The organism is Pseudonocardia parietis, from assembly GCF_017876315.1.
Classification (GTDB): Bacteria; Actinomycetota; Actinomycetes; order Mycobacteriales; family Pseudonocardiaceae; genus Pseudonocardia; species Pseudonocardia parietis.
Window position 1 is genome coordinate 1,703,338 of record NZ_JAGINU010000001.1, and the last position, 16,393, is coordinate 1,719,730.

Genomic DNA, 16,393 nt, shown 5'->3' on the forward strand with positions numbered 1-16,393 from the left:
GGGCTCGTGGCGTCCCTGCTCAGCGGGGACGGCTGATGCGGGGCGTTCCGCGCATCGGCGCTGCACCGATACCGCCCGCAGCCGCGGGGTGGTGTCGTACGCTGCCCGGCATGTCGTCCCCCGAGGTGGAGCGCCGTCCGCGGCAGCAGGGCGCCGACGTCGACTCCCTGTACGAGATCAGCTCCCGCATCGAGGGCAAGATCGACCGGCTCGCGGAGAACACGAACGACCGCTTCGATGCCAATGACGCGCGGTTCGACGGCCTGGATGCCCGGTTCGATGCCAATGACGGGCGGTTCGACGGCCTGGATGCCCGGTTCGATGCCAATGACGGGCGGTTCGACGGCCTGGATGCCCGGTTCGATGCCAATGACGGGCGGTTCGACGGCTTGGACGCGCGGTTCGACGCCAACGAGGCCCGGTTCGACGGCCTGGACGCGCGGTTCGACGCCAACGAGGCCCGGTTCGACGGCCTGGATGCCCGGTTCGACGCCAACGAGGCCCGGTTCGACGCCCAGGACGCGCGGTTCGACGCCGTGGACCGATCGAACGAGCAGACCCAGGCGCTCCTCACCCAGATCCTGGAGCGACTCGACCGGGACTGACCGGGGCTCCCGCAGCGGCCCCTCGCGAGCCTCGGCCCGCTTCCCGGGCTGTGTCGCGGGGCCACGTGGCGGTCGTCCTGCCGGCGCCGGACGGGCCTACCGATAGCGACGGCTGCTGCGCAGTCGTCGGCCGTACCAGGCGTTCCATCCCCCGAGCCCGACCAGCACGGTCACGGTGAGTGCCTCGGCGAGCCCGACCGCGACCGGGATCGGGAGCAGGTACACCAGCGGCACCCGGGCGAGCGCCTCGAACAGCAGGCCGATGCCCCAGACCGTGGAGGAGAGCCGGTGTGCGCGGCGGGCCACCGGGCTGGTCGCGTACTCGTGGGCCTCCTCGGCGGCCCGCGACGGGGCGAAGCTCTGCATCGCGGCCAGGGTGAGTGGCCGGCGCCCCCGGGCCGCGGTCACCAGGAACACCACGCCCACCGCGGCTGTGATGAACGAGGTGCGCAGCAGCAGCGTGCGCGGGTCCCCGGTGAACAGCGCCAGCGTGAACCCGATGCCGTACACCAGCAGCATGATCAGGGCGAACGCGTTGAGGGTGCGGCTTCGCAGCGCGGACCAGGCCACACGCACGGCCGCGATCCCGGAGGCGACGAGCAGCGCTGCCCAGTCGCCGGTGCCGAGCAGATGCAGCACGTAGTAGCCGGCTACCGGGAGTCCGACGTCGAGCAGCAACCCACGCAGCATGATCAGCGGCCCGGCTGCGGACTCGCGGTCGGTGGTCGTCATGTACTCGAGAGTTACGTGTTGACTTTGACCTGTCAATACTGACATGACAATTCTGGAATGTGTGGTGTGCGGCGTGTCCCTCCCGCACGCCGTGCTCGACCGGCACGCTTCTTCCCACGGGATCGTCGGAGTCGTGGCCACGATCGGAGGTGTCGCGCTAGCGTTGTGCGCGTCGAGCGGCTCGCTTGTTCCAGAGGTCGACGCCCGGCCTCCTCCGTCGAAGGGCGGCGAGCTCCGGTGGTGTCCAGGAAGCGAGTGACCCCGGTCGCCACCGATCCGCGCGACGTGGGCCCGGCGAACGGCAAGCCCGGGAGCCTGCGACTGGTCCGTACCGCTGCAGTGACGGTCGGCCTGCTCATCACGATCGTGGTGGTGTTCTCGACCATGCGCATCGTCGTCGACTGGCCGAACATCGTCGACGGCACCGTCCCCGACGACGACTTCGCCGAGCGCTACGTCGACAACCCGTGGCGGGCCTACCTGCACATCGGACCGGGTCTGGTCTATCTCGTGGGGGCGCCACTGCAGTTGAGCCGCCGCTTCCGCGCCCGCCACTACACCGTGCACCGCCGGCTCGGTCGCGTGCTGCTCACCTGTGCTCTCGTCAGCGCCGTCTTCGCGCTGCTGTTCGGGATCCCCCTCGCGTGGGGCGGCGCCGGGGAGTCGGTCGCCACGGTCGTGTTCGGTTCGTGGTTCATCGTCTGCCTCGTCCTCGCCTTTCGCGCCATCCGCTGCGACGACGTTCCTCGGCACCGTCGCTGGATGATCCGGGCATTCGCGGTCGGTGTCGGAATCGGCACCATCCGCATCTGGGTGGGCGTCTTCGAGGGGATCGACCGAGGGGTATCCGGCGGAGCCGCCCCGGCGGGGCCCGACCCGACGATGTTCGCGGTCGCGTTCTGGCTCGCGTTCACGATGCATGTCGCGATCGGTGAGTGGTGGTTGCGCCGGACCCCCGCACTCAGCGGCTGACGTGGCACGGGCCGGGTGGATCGGGGCGGAGGATCCCGATCCGGCACGATGGTGCGCGATGCGTGAGGACCGACGGGCGGAACGGGCGCCGATACCCCGACCGGTGATGCCGGGCGGGGCGCGTCCTGCACCCGCGGAGTCGGCAGCGGAGGTCACCCGCCCGGTCGGGCCACCGGTCCGGCCGGACGACGGGCCGGAGACGACGCCGATCGATCCGGTCCCGGCCGCGCCGGAGGACCGGACGGTCCCGACGGCCGGAGCGGAGCCGGTCCTGTCGGCAGGGGCGGAGCCGGTCCCGGCGTCCGGGGCGGAGCGGGGACCGGGGAAGGGCACCGAGAACGCGGGGTCGCTCGTCCGGTCGTCCGGCATGATCGCGATCGCCAGCCTGGTCAGCCGGATCACCGGCTTCGTCCGGAACCTGGCGCTGGTCGCGGTGCTGGGCCTGGCCGTGGTCAACGACTCCTACACCGTCTCCAACACGCTGCCGAACATCGTCTACGAGCTGCTGCTCGGCGGGGTCCTGACCAGCGTCATGATCCCGGTTCTGGTCCGGGCTCAGGCCGAGGACGCCGACGGCGGCGAGCAGTTCACCCGGCGCCTGCTGACCGTCGTCGGGGCCGCGTTGCTGGTCGCGACGGCGCTCGCGATGCTCGCGGCGCCGCTGCTCACCGCGCTCTACCTCGGCAGCGGTGACTCCCAGGCCAACCCGGAGCTGGCGACCGCCTTCGCCTGGCTGCTGCTGCCGCAGATCTTCTTCTACGGCATCGGTGCCCTGCTCGGCGCGATCCTCAACTCGAAACAGGTGTTCGGGCCGTTCGCCTGGGCACCGGTGCTGAACAACGTCGTCGTGCTGGGCGTGCTCGTCGTCTTCGTCCTGGTGCCGGGGGAGATCTCGGCCGATCCGGTGCGGCTGGGCGACCCGAAGCTGCTGGTCCTCGGTCTGGGTACGACGCTCGGCATCGTCGTGCAGGCGCTGGTGCTCATCCCGTTCATGCGGCGTATCGGGTTCCGCTACAAGCCGGTGTGGGGCTGGGACCCGCGCCTCTCGCTCGCGGGCGGGATGGCGCTGTGGATCGTCGGCTACGTGCTGGTCGGGCAGGCCGGCTACATCGTCACCACCCGGGTCGCGTTCGCCGCCGACCCCGGCTCGGTCGCCACCTACACCAACGCCTGGCTGCTGCTGCAGGTCCCGTACGGCGTCCTCGGCGTCTCGTTGCTGACCGCCCTGATGCCGCGGATGAGCCGGGCCGCGGCGAACGGCGACACCGGCCAGGTCGTCAGCGACCTGTCGCTGGGGGCCCGGCTGTCGACGGTCGGGCTGGTGCCGATCGCGGCCGTCATGACGGCGTTCGGCGGGGCGCTGGGCACGGCCCTGTTCTCGGTCGGCGCGGCCAGCGGTGAGGGTGCGGCGCGGCTCGGCGAGACGGTCGCGTGGTCGGCGTTCGGGTTGCTGCCCTACGCCGTGACGATGCTGCAGATGCGGGTCTTCTACGCGATGACCGACTCGCGCACCCCCACCCTGATCCAGGTCGGCATGGTCGGCGTGAAGATCCCGCTGCTGCTGGCGTGCCCGCTGATCCTCCCCGCCGACCAGGTGGTCCTCGGGCTGGCCGCGGCGAACGCGCTGTCGTTCGTGGGCGGCGCGGTCATCGGCCAGTGGCTGCTGCGCAGGCGGCTGGGCCGGATCCGCACCGGCGAGGTGCTGGACACCCTGGTCCGGGTGACGCTGGCGTCGGCGGTGGGTGCGGCGATCGCCTGGGGCCTCACCCTGCTCGTGGAGCCCGCGATCGCGGACTGGCCGGTAGTCGCGCAGGCGTGGACGCTGCTGGTCGGTGGGACGCTCATCGCGCTGCCGCTGGCCGTCGTCGGGATGCGGCTGCTGAAGGTGCGCGAGCTGGACGCGGTGTTCCGGAGGCTCGCGCGACGGTGACCGTCGTGCCAGCATCGGCACCGTGCCGGATCCGCTGGACTTCCCGCCGCTTCACGAGCTGCGCCGCCGTACGAGCATGAAGTGGCGGACCTACGACGACGACGTCCTCCCGCTCTGGGTCGCGGAGGCCGACGTCCCGCTCGCCTCCGCGATCGTCGACGCGGTCACCGGAGCCGTCCGCCGCGGCGACACCGGCTACCCCGCGGGGACCGGCTACGCACAGGCGTACGCCCGCTTCGCCCGGGAACGGTGGAAGTGGGACGGCCCGGACCCGGCACGCACGTACGTGGTGCCGGACGTGATGCAGGGGATCGCCGAGGCGCTGAAGGCCGTGGTGCCGCCAGGCGACGCCGTCGTCGTCACCCCGCCGGTGTACCCGCCGTTCTACTCGTTCCTGCGCCACGCCGGGCTGGACCCGGTGGAGGCTCCCCTGGGTGCGGACGACCGGCTGGACCCGGTGGCCCTGGACGCGGCGTTCGGTGCGGACCGGGTACGGGCCTTCCTGCTCTGCTCACCGCACAACCCGACCGGCACCGTGCACACCGCCGACGAGCTCGCCGACGTCGCCGAGCTCGCCCGCAGGCACGGTGTCACCGTCGTCGCCGACGAGATCCACGCCCCGCTGGTCGACCCGGGCACGCCGTTCACCCCGTGGCTGACCGTGCCCGGCGCGGAGAACGGGATCAGCCTGCTGTCGGCGTCGAAGGGGTGGAACCTGGCCGGGCTGAAGACGGCGATCGCCGTCGCCGGGCCGGAGGCGGACCTGGGGGCGTTCCCGGCGGAGATCCTGGAGGTGGGGGCGAGCCACGTCGCGGTGCAGGCCCACATCGCCGCGCTGGACGACGGGCGGGACTGGCTGGACGCCTTCCTGGCCGCGTTGGCCGGGAACCGGGAGCTGCTGGCCGGCCTGCTGGCCGAACACCTGCCCGGGGTCGGCTACCGGCCGTCGCCCGCGACGTTCCTGGCCTGGCTGGACTGCCGCGCGCTCGGCCTCGGTGACGACCCGGCCCTGGCGCTGCGCGAGCGGGGACGGGTCGGCCTCAACTCCGGGCTGCCGTTCGGTGCCGGCGGGGCCGGGCACGTGCGGCTGAACCTCGGGACGAGCCCGGAGATCATCACCGAGGCCGTGCACCGGATGGCCGCCACACCGCACTGACCCGGGAACGCGAACACCGCGCCTCCCGTGGACGGGTGGACGCGGCGTTCGGGATCGTACCGGGACTCAGTCGTCCGGGTCGTCGCTGACGAGATCGGCGGGGGCGGCGCCGTTCTGGCTCTTCACCGCGACCTTCTGCCGCCCACGGCGCTGGGCCGGGCGCGGCGGGGGCGGCGGTGCCTGCTGGGCGTACTGCCCGCTCCGACCCATGATCAGCTCGGCGAAGGTCGCCATCGCCTCGTCCAGCTGGCTGGCGTTGCGCCGCTCGGAGTCGGCGTTCGCCCGGGTCACCAGGTCGGTCACCGAACCGGTGTCCGGACGGTCCCGCAGCACCGCGTCGATGCCGGAGAGCCGGCCGTCGACGTCGCCGGAGAGCTTGTCCAGGCGGGTGTCCACGTCACCGGTCAGCTTGTCGAGCCGGGTGTCGACGCTCTCGGTGAGCTTGTCGAAGCGGCCGTCGACGTCGCCCGAGAACTTGGTGAGGTGCTCGTCGAAGCCGGTGAGCCGCTCGGACACCGTGCCGTCGAGCTCGCCGAGCCGGTCCTTGAGCGAGCCGCCGAGCTTGCCGACCCGCTCCTTGACCGAACCGTCCAGATCGGACAGCTTGCCGTCCAGACCGGTCTCGACGGAGTCCAGCCGGGAGGCCAGCGCCTCGAGCCGCTCGGCGAGTGCGTCGAACGCGGGGGTCGGGTCGACGGCCGGACGCTGGGCCAGCTCCTCCAGCCTGCGGTGCAGCCCGACCGAGGTGTCGCCGAGCAGGTTGCGCAGGCCCTCGCCGGTCTCCTCGAAGGAACCGACGGCCGCGTCGAGCTGCTCCTTGACCTGCCGCTCGACGCCCTCGATCCGCTCCTTGATGGGAGCGGCGACGGCGTTGGGCATCGCGTCCAGGCGCATCTCGTGCCGGTCGAGCCGGTTGTCCAGATCGTCGAGCCGCTTGTGCAGGCCGCCGAGCCGGTCGTCGAGGCCGTCCATCCGGCCCGAGACGCCCTCGAGGCGCCCGCCCATGCCCTCGAGCCGGCCGTCGAGCTGGGCGATCGGTTTGGCCAGCTTGTCCGGCAACGACTCGATCGCCCGGGTGATCGCGCCGAGCACGATCTCCTGGTTGTCCAGTTTGTTGACCGTTTCGTCGAGACGCTCGGCCAGTACGTTGAGCTCGGTCCGGTCGGGGAGCTCGGTCAGCTTCTTGCGCACGGTGCCGATGGCGTCCAATGCGGCGAGCCGGGCGTGGATCTCGTCGAGGGAGTCGAAGATCTGCTGCTGTTCGCTGTCACGGATCTCGGCCGCCCGAGTGAGCATGCCGCGCATCCGGTCGAACGAGAGGTTCGAAGTATCGCTCATGGCACCTGCTGCGCTTCCTCTGAGCCAAGTGGGGAGTGCCCAGAGGGTAGCGACCGCCGTGTGAGCGTCGGCGGACGGTGTGGATAGCGCCGTCCGGGTCATCTCGGGAGCACCCGGATCAGATCGATCATGGCAGGCCGGAGGCCTCCGGTCGCCGCGCCACGCCGGATGTGTGAGCGGATCGGTACCGTGCCGGAGTGGCAGATCCCACTCCGACGACAGCGGCCCCCGTCACCGCCGACACCGTGCGGCGCGCCCCCAAGGTGCTGTTGCACGACCACCTCGACGGCGGCCTACGGGTCGGGACCGTCATCGAGCTCGCCCGCGAGACCGGCTACGACAAGCTGCCGACCACCGACCCCGGCGAGCTCGCCGCCTGGTTCCTCGGGGCCGCGCACTCCGGCTCGCTGGAGCGCTACCTCGAGACGTTCGGGCACACCGTCGCCGTCATGCAGACCCGCGAGGCGCTGACCCGGGTCGCCGCCGAGGCTGCCGAGGACCTCGCCGCCGACGGCGTCGTCTACGCCGAGGTGCGGTTCGCCCCGGAGCTGCACGTCGAGAACGGCCTGGACGTCGACGCCGTCATCACCGCGGTCCTCGACGGGTTCCGGATCGGCGCCGACCGTGCCGCCGCGGCCGGGCGCAGGATCCGGATCGGTGCACTGCTCACCGCGATGCGGCACGCCGCCCGCTCCCGCGAGATCGCCGAGCTGGCGGTCCGGTACCGCGAGCCCGTCGATCCGCCCTCCGCGGGCGCTGCGCCCGGTGGCGTGGTCGGCTTCGACATCGCCGGGGCGGAGAAGGGCTTCCCGCCCACCCGGCACCTCGATGCCTTCGAGTACGTCCGCCAGCAGAACGCGCACGTCACCATCCACGCCGGCGAGGCGTTCGGGCTGCCGTCGATCTGGGAGGCGATCCAGTGGTGCGGCGCCGACCGGCTCGGCCACGGTGTGCGCATCGTCGACGACATCACGACGGGTCCCGACCATCCGCCGCGGCTGGGCCGGCTCGCCGCCTTCGTCCGGGACAGCCGGGTGCCACTGGAGATGTGCCCGACGTCCAACGTGCACACCGGCGCCGCGCCGTCGCTGGCCGAGCACCCGATCGGGCTGCTCACCGACCTGCGGTTCCGGGTCACGGTGAACACCGACAACCGGCTGATGTCCGGCTGCAGCCTGACCAGCGAGCTGACCGATCTCGCGGAGACCTTCGGCTACGGCTGGGACACACTCGCGTGGTTCACCGTGAACGCGATGAAGTCGGCCTTCATCGGGTTCGACGAGCGGCTGGCGCTGATCAACGACGTGATCAAGCCGGGGTACGAGGCGCTGACCAGCGGCCCAGCCGCCTAGTGCTCCCGGAGGCGGGCCTCCAGGCCCGCCACCAGCTCGCCCCACGACTGCGCCTCCTGGGTGAAGGGCGGGCTGGGCGCCATCCGGGTCGGGTCCGGCCGCACGACGAACGACACCAGCCAGCCGAGGCTGTTCGACTCCGCCAGCGCGTCGGCGGGCTCGCCGTCACCCGCCCACTCGCCGACATCGGTCAGGAGCTCCGAGGCGAGGTCGAGCTGCACCGGATCCAGGTCGAGGACGCCGTCGGCGAGGTCCGGGCCGATCCCGGTCAGCACGTAGGTGTTCATGTCCTCGACGCCACCGCTGAGGTCGCCGACCCGGGCGGCCTCCAGGACGTCGGAGAACGTCACCGCGGCCGCGAGGTCGGTGCCGTGCACGGCGGGGTGCTCGGGGTCGGCCAGCGCCCGGAACAGCGCCTGCTCCGAACCGAAGACGTCGATCTTCCCGTCCGAGCCGAGGAACACCGGCGCGTCCTCGAGGTAGCACCGCAGGGTCACCACCGAGCGGTCCCCGGACTCGATGCGGATCGGGTCGATGCCGACCTCGGCCCAGAAGCCGGTCGGGCGCTCGTCCTCGTCGTCGTGGCCGGCGTCGGACTCGCCGGCGGAGAGGGCGGCGGCCTCCAGGTCCTCGTCGTCGTCCGCGCCGGTGGCGAACGCGGCCTCCCGGGCCGCCTCCCACTCGGCGGCCTCGCTCCGGGCCTTGTCGAGGGCACCGGAGTCGATGTCGGGCGTCGTGACGAGCCCGTCGACGGTGTCGACGACGTCGTCCCAGTGCTGGGCGACGGCCTCGGACAGCGCGGACCAGCGCTTCGTCCCCTCACGGCCGGCGAAGGCCTGGTGGCCCTCCCGCAACAGCGCGAAGGCCGGCTCGCCGTCGAGCGCGGTGATGACGTTGCCGAGGTCGCAGACGTCGGCCAGGGACCGCACGATCGACACGGTCTCGTGCAGCTCCTGCACGGTCCAGGAATCGGGATCGGCGGCCGCCAGCTCGGGCAGCCCGACCAGGTCGTACCGGTGCACGTCGTCCGGCGTCAGCTCGCCGACGGAGAGCCCGGGGACCGCGGACCACGCGGGGTGGTCCTCCAGGTCGTGCCCGGACGCGGTCCGGACGAACGCGGCGAGGCCCGCGACCTCGTCGAAGACGAACACGTGTTCGTCGTCGCCGAGGAAGGCCTCCCACTCCTCGCCGTCCTCCCGCCACGGGGGAGCCCACAGGGTGACCACGTCGCCCCGGGTGAGAGCGAGCCGGATCGGGACGATGTCGCTTGCCACGCGGGCGAGCCTATCGTCGCTCCGGCCGTCCGGGCGGGCCGACCGCCGGGGTGTCGCGGCCGGCCTCCCGGGGCCGTGGGTCGTGCCGCCGCGCGACACGCCGTCGTCACCGGAACCGGGCCGGCTCGTGGCGGGGCGCGCGTCGAGGTCGGGGTCGGGGTCTCGGGGGACCCTGCGGGGTCAGGCCTTGCTGTGCAGTCGGACCACGCCGATGGACACGTCCTCGAGACCGCCACGGTCGAAGTCGCGCCGCAGCTGGTCCGCCTTGATGGTCGCCGTCATCCCGTCGAACGGGCCGTGGGCGTCCACCTCCCCGGTCTGCGGGTCCACCGCCAGAACGACGTAACCGTCGCACTGCGTGAGTTTCTCGGCAGCAGCGATCAACGTCTGTTCCTCCGAAGTCATGTTCTCCGGCATCGGATCACCTCCTCGTCATCTAGTACAGCGTCGACGGGGGGTCGGATGTGACACCGTTTCGGCCATACCACCCGTTCGGGTCAGGTGAATCCCGAAACCGGCGACCGCGTGTGCTGATCGTGGCACTCGGCGCAGCGGGTCACGCGATGGAGCGAACCGGGCGTGTCGGTAGCGACACTCGTCGTGATCACGCGACCGAACGGGGATCGCCTGTCACGCAAGGTCTGCGGCGGCCCCGCGGGCCTCACCCGGGCGGGCCGGGGCAGCGCCGGGCGGTGCCCGCTCGTCACCCGTCGGGGTGCGACACGGCCTCACTCTTCGTGAACGACGACACGCGTCCGTGTCGGCGCCGTGGGTGGACGGGGGATGGCCGTGCGGTCACGGCCAGGCATCACCCCGGCGTGTCCACCGGTCGTCACAGGTGGTGCAGGGCACCGGTCTCGGGGCTTACGCCGGGTGCCGGCGTCCGTAGGCTGTCCGCTCGTGGACACGATCGTCGTCGACCACCCGCTCGCGCGGGCTCGGCTGAGCACCATGCGGGACGCCCGCACCGACAGCGCCACCTTCCGCGCCGCACTGCGGGAGCTGACCCTGATGCTGATCTACGAGGCGACCCGGTCGGCGCCCCTGGCCGAGGAGCGGATCCACACCCCGGTCTCGCTGACCACCGGCTACCGGCTGGCGGCGCCACCGGTGCTCGTCCCGGTGCTGCGTGCCGGCCTGGGGATGGCCGAGGCCGCGCTGGGCCTCGTCCCGGAGGCCCAGATGGGCTTCGTCGGGATGGCGAGGGACGAGACCACCCACGAGCCGGTCCCCTACATGGAGTCGTTGCCCGAGTCGCTCGGCGGACGGCCGGTGTTCGTGCTCGACCCGATGCTCGCCACCGGCGGGTCGATGGTGCACACCGTGGAGCTGCTGGCCCGCCGCGGCGCCGACGACGTCACCGTCATCTGCGCGCTCTGCGCACCGGAGGGCGTGCAGCGGTTGAAGGAGGCCGTGCCGGGGGTCCGGATGGTCACCGCGAGCATCGACGAGCGGCTCAACGAGTCCGCCTTCATCGTCCCCGGCCTCGGCGACGCCGGAGACCGCCAGTTCGGCTCGGTCTGAGCCTCCGGTGCCCGTCGCCCCGCCGCCGGCCGGGCCGCCCACCGGCGGTCCGCCGGCCGGCCCGGCCCGGCGCCGGCCCCGGTGGCACCGCCTGTTGCCCGGGGTCCTCGCCGCGCTGGTCCTCGGCGCCGTCGCCGTGCTCCCGTCGGCGGACCGGCCCGAGGAGTCCGAGGTCCCGGCGGTCTCCGATCCCGGGACGCTGCGGGTACTGCCGCTCGGCGCCTCCTCGACGGTCGGGGTCGGCAGTCCCGCCACGGCCGGGTACCGGCTGCCGCTGTGGCAGGACCTGAGGGCCCAGGGCCTGCGGGTCGACTTCGTCGGCTCCCGCTCGTCCGGTCCGGACGCGCTGCCCGACGCCGACCACGAGGGACGCTCGGGCTGGACCGCCGCGCGGATGCTCCCGCTGGCCGGTGGCTGGGTGCTGGCCGCCGAGCCCGACGTCGTCCTGCTGCACGCCGGCACGAACGACCTGCTGGCCGGGGCGTCCGGGCGGACCACCGCGACGACCCTCGACCGGATGCTGCACCGGATCTTCGCCGCGGCCCCGGGGACCCACGTGATCATGGCCGGGGTGTGGGCACCGCTGCCGAAGCAGCGCGGGGCGCGGGCGGAGCTGGCGCGGGCGCTGCCCGGGGTGGCGGCGAAGCACCGCGCGGCCGGGCGCTCGGTCGAGTTCGTCGACGTCGGGAACCTGTTCCCGGCCGGGCGCACCGCCGACGGCCTGCACGCCGGGCCGGGCGCCTACCGGACGATCGCCACGATGTGGGCCGAGCGGATCGAGGCCACGGTGCGCGTGCCCGGCTCCGACGGCGGGCGGCGGGTCAGCCCTCCGGCATGACGGTGGCCGCCAGGACGGCGCCCAGCTCCCGGCAGGCCGCGCGGGCCCGCTGGTCCGGGCTGCCGGTGACCTCGACCGGGGCCGCGGCCGCCGCCCAGCCCATGCCCTCGGCGATCGAGGTGACCGCACGGGTCGCACCCGAGGTGTCCGAGCCGCCGTGCACCCACAGCCCGTACGGCAGGCCGCGGGTGTCGTCGCCGCAGACGTAGTAGACCTGGTCGAAGAAGTGCTTGAGCGCCCCGGACATGTAGCCGATGTTGGCCGGGGTGCCGAGCACGACCGCGTCGGCCGCGAGCAGGTCCGACGCGGTCGCGGCGAGCGCGGCCCGGGCCACGGTCTCCACCCCGGTGATCTCCGGGTCGGCCGCGCCGGCCCGCACCTCGTCGAGCAGCTCGGCCGTCGCCGGGGACGGCGTGTGGTGCACGATCAGCAGCCTCGTCACGTACCCAGCATCCCGTCCACCTCGGACCGCAGCGCGGCGAGCCGCTCTCCCGCCCGCTCCCGGGACGCGGGCACCAGCGCGACGTCGCCGGTGGGCGGCTCGACGACCTCCAGGTACGCCTTGAGCTTCGGTTCGGTCCCGGACGGCCGGATCACCACGCGGACACCCTCGCGGCGCAGCCGCAGCACGTCCGGCGCCGGGCGGTCGGTCGACCAGCCCGCCGGCGGAGCGTCGCGCAGCCGCCGCACCGCGGCGTCCCGGGCGGCCGGGTCCAGCCTCAGCGAGATCGGCTCGGTCAGGTGCACCCCGAACTCCGCGGCCAGCTCGTCGAGCCGCTGCGGCACCGACGACCCGGCCGCCGCCAGCCCACGCACCAGGTCCGCGGCGACGACGGCGGCGGAGATCCCGTCCTTGTCGAGCACCCCGTCCGGGTCGACGCAGAGCCCGATCGCCTCCTCGTACCCGAAGACGAGCCCGGCACCGGCCCGCACGATCCACTTGAAGCCGGTCAGCGTCTCGGCGAACCGGGCGCCGAGGCCGTCGGCGACCCGGCCCAGCATCGACGACGACACGACCGTGGTGGCGACCAGCGCCGGTGCGTCGTCGCCGCGGTCGGCGCCGTGAGCACCGTTCACCAGCACGTAGTGCCCCAGCAGGACGCCGGTCTCGTCGCCGGAGAGCATCCGCCAGGACCCGTCCGCGGCCGGGACGCCGATCGCGCACCGGTCGGCGTCCGGGTCCAGCGCGATCGCCACGTCCGCCCCGCACGACGCGGCCAGCTCGAGGAGCGAGTCGGTTGCGCCGGGCTCCTCCGGGTTCGGGAACGCGACGGTCGGGAAGTCCGGGTCGGGCCGGGCCTGGGACGCCACGACGTGGACGTCGTGCACACCGGTCCGCGCCAGCGCCGCCGTGGCCAGGGCCCCGCCGACGCCGTGCATCGGCGTCAGCGCCACCCGCGGCGCCGGACCGCGCAGCGAGCGGGGCAGGGTCGCGATCCGGTCCAGGTAGGCCTCGGTGACGTCCACCGGGTCGGGCGGCGCCCCGAGCGGGACCGACACCGCGGCCGGGGCGGCGGTGATCGCGGCCTCGATGCCGGCGTCGTCCGGCGGGACGATCTGCGCGCCCCCTGCTCCGTCCCGCGCCGCCCCGTCGCCGAGGTAGACCTTGTAGCCGTTGTCGGCGGGCGGGTTGTGCGATGCGGTCACCGCGATCCCGGCGACCGCGCCCAGGTGCCGGACGGCGAACGCGACCAGCGGCGTCGGCACCGGGCCGTCGAGCAGGGCGACGCCGAACCCGGCCCCGGTGAGCACCCGCGCCGTGGTCTCGGCGAACGCGGCCGAGCCGTGCCGCGCGTCTCGCCCCACCACGACGGTCCCGGTGCCCGCCCCCTGTGCGTGGAGCCAGGCGGCCAGGCCTGCGGTCGCCCGGGTCACCACGGCCACGTTCATCCCGGCCGGGCCCGCCCGCACCCGGCCGCGCAGGCCGGCGGTGCCGAACCGCAACGGCCCGGACATCCGGTCGGAGAGGTCGGCCGCCGCCTGCGCTGCACCCCCGTCTGCACCGCCCGCCATCGCCGTCGCCAGGACGCGCTGCAGCTCGCTGCGGGTAGCCGGGTCGGGGTCGTCGGCGATCCACCGCATCGCCGCGTCACGCAGCTCCGGCGACAGGACCATCAGACCCGGGCGATCAGGTCGCGCAGCAGCTCGCCCGTCCGGCTCGCCGCCGCCCGGCCCGCCTCGAGGACCTCCCGGTGGTCCAGCGGCTGCCCGGACAGCCCGGCCGCCAGGTTGGTGACCAGCGAGACCCCGGCGACCTCGAGGCCCTCGGCGCGCGCGGCGATGGTCTCCATGACCGTCGACATGCCGACCAGGTCGGCGCCGAACCCGCGCAGCATCCGGATCTCGGCCGGCGTCTCGAAGTGCGGACCGGGCAGGCCGGCGTAGACCCCCTCGACCAGCGACGGGTCCAGCTCGCGGGCCAGCGCCCGCAGCCGCGGGGAGTAGGCGTCGGTGAGGTCGACGAAGTTCGCGCCCTCCAGCGGCGAACGGGCCAGCAGGTTGAGGTGGTCGGAGATCAGCACCGGCTGCCCGATCGACAGCCCCTCGGTGATCCCGCCCGCGGCGTTGGTGAGGACGATCGTGCGCACCCCGGCGGCGGCCGCCGCCCGGACCCCGTGCACGACCGGCTCGACGCCGTGGCCCTCGTAGAGGTGGACGCGGCCGAGCAGCACCAGCACCCGCTTCCCGTCGATGCTCAGCGAGCGGACGGTGCCGCCGTGCCCGACGGCGGACGGCGGGACGAACCCCGGCAGCTCGGACATCGGGATCTCGGCGTCCGCCGGGCCGAGCACGTCGGCGGCGGGACGCCAGCCCGAGCCGAGCACCAGCGCGACGTCGTGGGTGCCGGCACCGGTGCGGCGGGCGAGCTCGGCGGCGGAGTCCTCGGCGAGCGTCGGAGGGGCGGACATGCCGATCAGCCTAGTGGCGGATCCGGCGCGGCCCGCAGGCTCAGCTCGCGGTGCTCCGGAACCCCGACGCGACCGCCTCGAACAGCCCGTCGGCGGCGCTCTCGGACTGCCCGGCCGGTGAGGTCAGCTGCAGCACCCACACGCCGTCCGGCCCCCGGCCGGGGACGATCCGCATGAGCGTGCGGCGTTCCTGCGGGCCGCTCGTCGTGGTCAGCTCGACCTGGCTGCTGCCGTCCGGCCGCGGCTGGACGGGCTCGGCGGCGACGGTGTCGACGCCCAGCGCGTCCGGGGTCAGCGCCTCGGTCACCGCGGGGACGGACGCCGCCGCCCGCACCGACAGCTCCTGCCTGCCGTCCGGACTGATGAACCGGACCACCGCCGAGCCGTCCTGGGCGGGGGAGCGGTACTGCGTCCAGTCCTGCGGGACGGCGACCGAGAACCCGAGCGGGTCCGGGTGCGCAATCCGCGGGGTGCGTTCGGTCGCGACCGTGACGGTGCTCAGCGCCTCCTGCCCGGACAGCACACGGACGCCGGTGAACCCGGCCAGCGCGCCCAGCAGCACGAGCAGCGCCCCGCCGAGCACCAGCGGGACCCCGCCGAGCACCCCGGTGAGGCCACCGGTACCGGTCGCGGCGCGCGCCTCGGCGCGGGCCGGTTGCGGCCGGGCGGCCGCGGGGCGTGGCGGTGCGGCCCGGGGTGGTTCCGGCGGCGCTGCGGCGCCGGGCCCCGCCGGGATCGCGCCCGGCTCGGCCGCGAGCGGCGCCCCGCCGCGCGCCGGGGAGCCGCCGCTGCTCTGCGCGGCCGGCATCCGCTGCGAGGCCTGCGGGCGCTGTGCGGGCTGCGGGCCGGAGGGCGCGGTCGGCGCGGGGACCCGGGCCATGATGGTCGGGACGTCCGGGGATCCGGGAAAGATCGGGTCGTCGGGGTCCACGAGCAGCGGGCGCAGCCGGGTGCGGACCTCGTCCAGCGGCATCCGGCCGGAGGGCTCCTTCACCATCAGGCCGCTGATCACCTCGGCGAGCGGGCCGCTCACCGGGGGAGTGGGCACCGGGCCGTCGACGACCTCGGTGATCGTCTTGACCGGGTCGCCGTCGACGTCGTACGGCGGGCGGCCCGCGACGGCGGCGAACAGCGTGGCGCCCAGCCCCCACAGGTCCGCGGCGGGCGTCACCGGCTGGCCGGCGGCGACCTCGGGCGCGATGTAGGCGGGCGAGCCGAGCACCAGCCCGGCCGAGGTCATCGGCGCGTCGGACTCGTTGCGGGCGATGCCGAAGTCGGTGAGCTTGATCCGGCCGTCGTTGGAGATCAGGACGTTGCCGGGCTTCACGTCGCGGTGGGTGATCCCCGCCCGGTGCGCGGCGCGCAGCGCCGCCGCCGTGCCGTAGCCGACGACACCGGCCTGCGACGCGTCCAGCCTGCCGAGCTCGGAGATGGCCGCGGCCAGGTTCTTCGACGGCACCAGCTCCATGACCACCAGCGGCTCGTTGCCGCCGGAGTCGAGGACGTCGAACACGGTGACGACGTTCGGGTGCGACAGCCCGGCCAGGGCGCGCGCCTCGCGCATGATCCGCTCGCGGAGCTCCATCCGCTCGCCGTCCGGGATCCCGTCCTGGATCTTCAGCTCCTTGAGCGCGACCCGGCGCTGCAGGACGTCGTCGAAACCGGACCACACGGTGCCCATCGCGCCGCTGCCGAGCGGGCCGTCGACGCGGTACCGCCCGGCTATCTGGCGGCGCTGGACCTCGCCTTCGGGAACGGACACG

Annotated in this window: 15 protein-coding genes; 7 read left to right on the forward strand and 8 right to left on the reverse strand. The window is 73.9% G+C overall.

What is annotated here, in order from left to right; all coding sequences use genetic code 11:
- The first annotated feature begins 35 nt into the window (after positions 1 to 35).
- Entirely contained in the window at positions 36 to 605 is a 570-nt protein-coding gene (locus JOF36_RS08120) for a hypothetical protein (protein WP_210025830.1), read from the forward strand.
- A gap of 96 nt (positions 606 to 701) precedes the next feature.
- Here the strand turns inward: JOF36_RS08120 and JOF36_RS08125 are convergent, their stop codons facing one another.
- Positions 702 to 1,337 carry a VC0807 family protein gene (locus tag JOF36_RS08125; protein WP_210025832.1) on the reverse strand — a complete coding sequence of 212 codons (636 nt, stop codon included), beginning with the start codon at positions 1,335 to 1,337 and terminating at the stop codon, positions 702 to 704.
- Positions 1,338 to 1,592: 255 nt separating this feature from the next.
- Between JOF36_RS08125 and JOF36_RS08130 the strand changes: the two genes are divergently transcribed.
- The 3 genes from JOF36_RS08130 to JOF36_RS08140 are packed head-to-tail and all read left to right on the forward strand — an operon-like array spanning position 1,593 to position 5,395.
- The gene (locus JOF36_RS08130; protein ID WP_210025833.1) at positions 1,593 to 2,309 is read left to right on the forward strand and encodes a DUF2306 domain-containing protein; all 717 of its coding nucleotides are present in this window, start codon (positions 1,593 to 1,595) and stop codon (positions 2,307 to 2,309) included.
- Between the two features lie 58 nt (positions 2,310 to 2,367).
- Positions 2,368 to 4,239, forward strand: coding sequence for a murein biosynthesis integral membrane protein MurJ (gene murJ, locus JOF36_RS08135; RefSeq protein WP_210025836.1), 1,872 nt, complete (start codon positions 2,368 to 2,370; stop codon positions 4,237 to 4,239).
- 22 nt (positions 4,240 to 4,261) lie between these two features.
- On the forward strand, positions 4,262 to 5,395 hold the full coding sequence (locus tag JOF36_RS08140; protein WP_307862272.1) for a MalY/PatB family protein: 1,134 nt from the start codon (positions 4,262 to 4,264) through the stop codon (positions 5,393 to 5,395).
- Positions 5,396 to 5,461: 66 nt separating this feature from the next.
- On the opposite strand, the gene JOF36_RS08145 is transcribed toward JOF36_RS08140, so the two are convergent.
- Positions 5,462 to 6,733, reverse strand: a complete 1,272-nt coding sequence (locus JOF36_RS08145; RefSeq protein ID WP_245350725.1) for a coiled-coil domain-containing protein — start codon at positions 6,731 to 6,733, stop codon at positions 5,462 to 5,464.
- Positions 6,734 to 6,930: 197 nt separating this feature from the next.
- On the opposite strand from JOF36_RS08145, the gene JOF36_RS08150 reads away from it, so the two are divergent.
- Positions 6,931 to 8,085 (forward strand): adenosine deaminase, encoded by a 1,155-nt coding sequence (locus JOF36_RS08150; RefSeq protein ID WP_210025838.1) that lies wholly within the window; start codon positions 6,931 to 6,933, stop codon positions 8,083 to 8,085.
- On the opposite strand, the gene JOF36_RS08155 is transcribed toward JOF36_RS08150, so the two are convergent.
- Together JOF36_RS08155 and JOF36_RS08160 are read right to left on the reverse strand one after the other, a co-directional pair.
- Positions 8,082 to 9,359 carry a SatS C-terminal domain-containing protein gene (locus JOF36_RS08155; protein ID WP_210025840.1) on the reverse strand — a complete coding sequence of 426 codons (1,278 nt, stop codon included), beginning with the start codon at positions 9,357 to 9,359 and terminating at the stop codon, positions 8,082 to 8,084. The genes JOF36_RS08150 and JOF36_RS08155 overlap by 4 nt on opposite strands.
- Before the next feature lie 180 nt (positions 9,360 to 9,539).
- The gene (locus tag JOF36_RS08160) at positions 9,540 to 9,776 is read right to left on the reverse strand and encodes a hypothetical protein (RefSeq protein WP_210025842.1); all 237 of its coding nucleotides are present in this window, start codon (positions 9,774 to 9,776) and stop codon (positions 9,540 to 9,542) included.
- 483 nt (positions 9,777 to 10,259) lie between these two features.
- On the opposite strand from JOF36_RS08160, the gene upp reads away from it, so the two are divergent.
- Entirely contained in the window at positions 10,260 to 10,883 is a 624-nt protein-coding gene (gene upp, locus JOF36_RS08165) for a uracil phosphoribosyltransferase (protein ID WP_210025844.1), read from the forward strand.
- A 7-nt stretch (positions 10,884 to 10,890) separates the two neighbouring features.
- Positions 10,891 to 11,721, forward strand: coding sequence for a GDSL-type esterase/lipase family protein (locus JOF36_RS08170; protein ID WP_210025845.1), 831 nt, complete (start codon positions 10,891 to 10,893; stop codon positions 11,719 to 11,721).
- Here the strand turns inward: JOF36_RS08170 and JOF36_RS08175 are convergent.
- From JOF36_RS08175 to JOF36_RS08190, 4 genes are read right to left on the reverse strand one after another with little or no spacing between them, the layout of a single operon-like run.
- Positions 11,705 to 12,163: a flavodoxin family protein gene (locus tag JOF36_RS08175; protein WP_210025847.1), complete on the reverse strand. Its 459-nt coding sequence runs from the start codon at positions 12,161 to 12,163 to the stop codon at positions 11,705 to 11,707. The genes JOF36_RS08170 and JOF36_RS08175 overlap by 17 nt on opposite strands.
- Complete coding sequence (locus JOF36_RS08180; RefSeq protein WP_210025849.1) at positions 12,160 to 13,836, reverse strand: phospho-sugar mutase; 1,677 nt, start codon at positions 13,834 to 13,836, stop codon at positions 12,160 to 12,162. The genes JOF36_RS08175 and JOF36_RS08180 overlap by 4 nt, the downstream gene beginning before the upstream one ends.
- Positions 13,836 to 14,630 (reverse strand): purine-nucleoside phosphorylase, encoded by a 795-nt coding sequence (locus JOF36_RS08185; RefSeq protein WP_210025851.1) that lies wholly within the window; start codon positions 14,628 to 14,630, stop codon positions 13,836 to 13,838. Before JOF36_RS08185 ends, JOF36_RS08180 begins: the two co-directional genes overlap by 1 nt.
- Positions 14,631 to 14,670: 40 nt before the next feature.
- Positions 14,671 to 16,392 carry a serine/threonine-protein kinase gene (locus JOF36_RS08190; RefSeq protein WP_210025853.1) on the reverse strand — a complete coding sequence of 574 codons (1,722 nt, stop codon included), beginning with the start codon at positions 16,390 to 16,392 and terminating at the stop codon, positions 14,671 to 14,673.
- Position 16,393: the final 1 nt, after the last annotated feature.

Coding starts and splice junctions, on each gene's coding strand:
- JOF36_RS08120 (WP_210025830.1), top strand. CDS start 36: ATGCGGGGCGTTCCGCGCATCGGCGCTGCACCGATACCGCCCGCAGCC.
- JOF36_RS08125 (WP_210025832.1), bottom strand. CDS start 1,337: ATGACGACCACCGACCGCGAGTCCGCAGCCGGGCCGCTGATCATGCTG.
- murJ (WP_210025836.1), top strand. CDS start 2,368: ATGCGTGAGGACCGACGGGCGGAACGGGCGCCGATACCCCGACCGGTG.
- JOF36_RS08145 (WP_245350725.1), bottom strand. CDS start 6,733: ATGAGCGATACTTCGAACCTCTCGTTCGACCGGATGCGCGGCATGCTC.
- JOF36_RS08160 (WP_210025842.1), bottom strand. CDS start 9,776: ATGCCGGAGAACATGACTTCGGAGGAACAGACGTTGATCGCTGCTGCC.
- JOF36_RS08180 (WP_210025849.1), bottom strand. CDS start 13,836: ATGGTCCTGTCGCCGGAGCTGCGTGACGCGGCGATGCGGTGGATCGCC.
- JOF36_RS08185 (WP_210025851.1), bottom strand. CDS start 14,630: ATGTCCGCCCCTCCGACGCTCGCCGAGGACTCCGCCGCCGAGCTCGCC.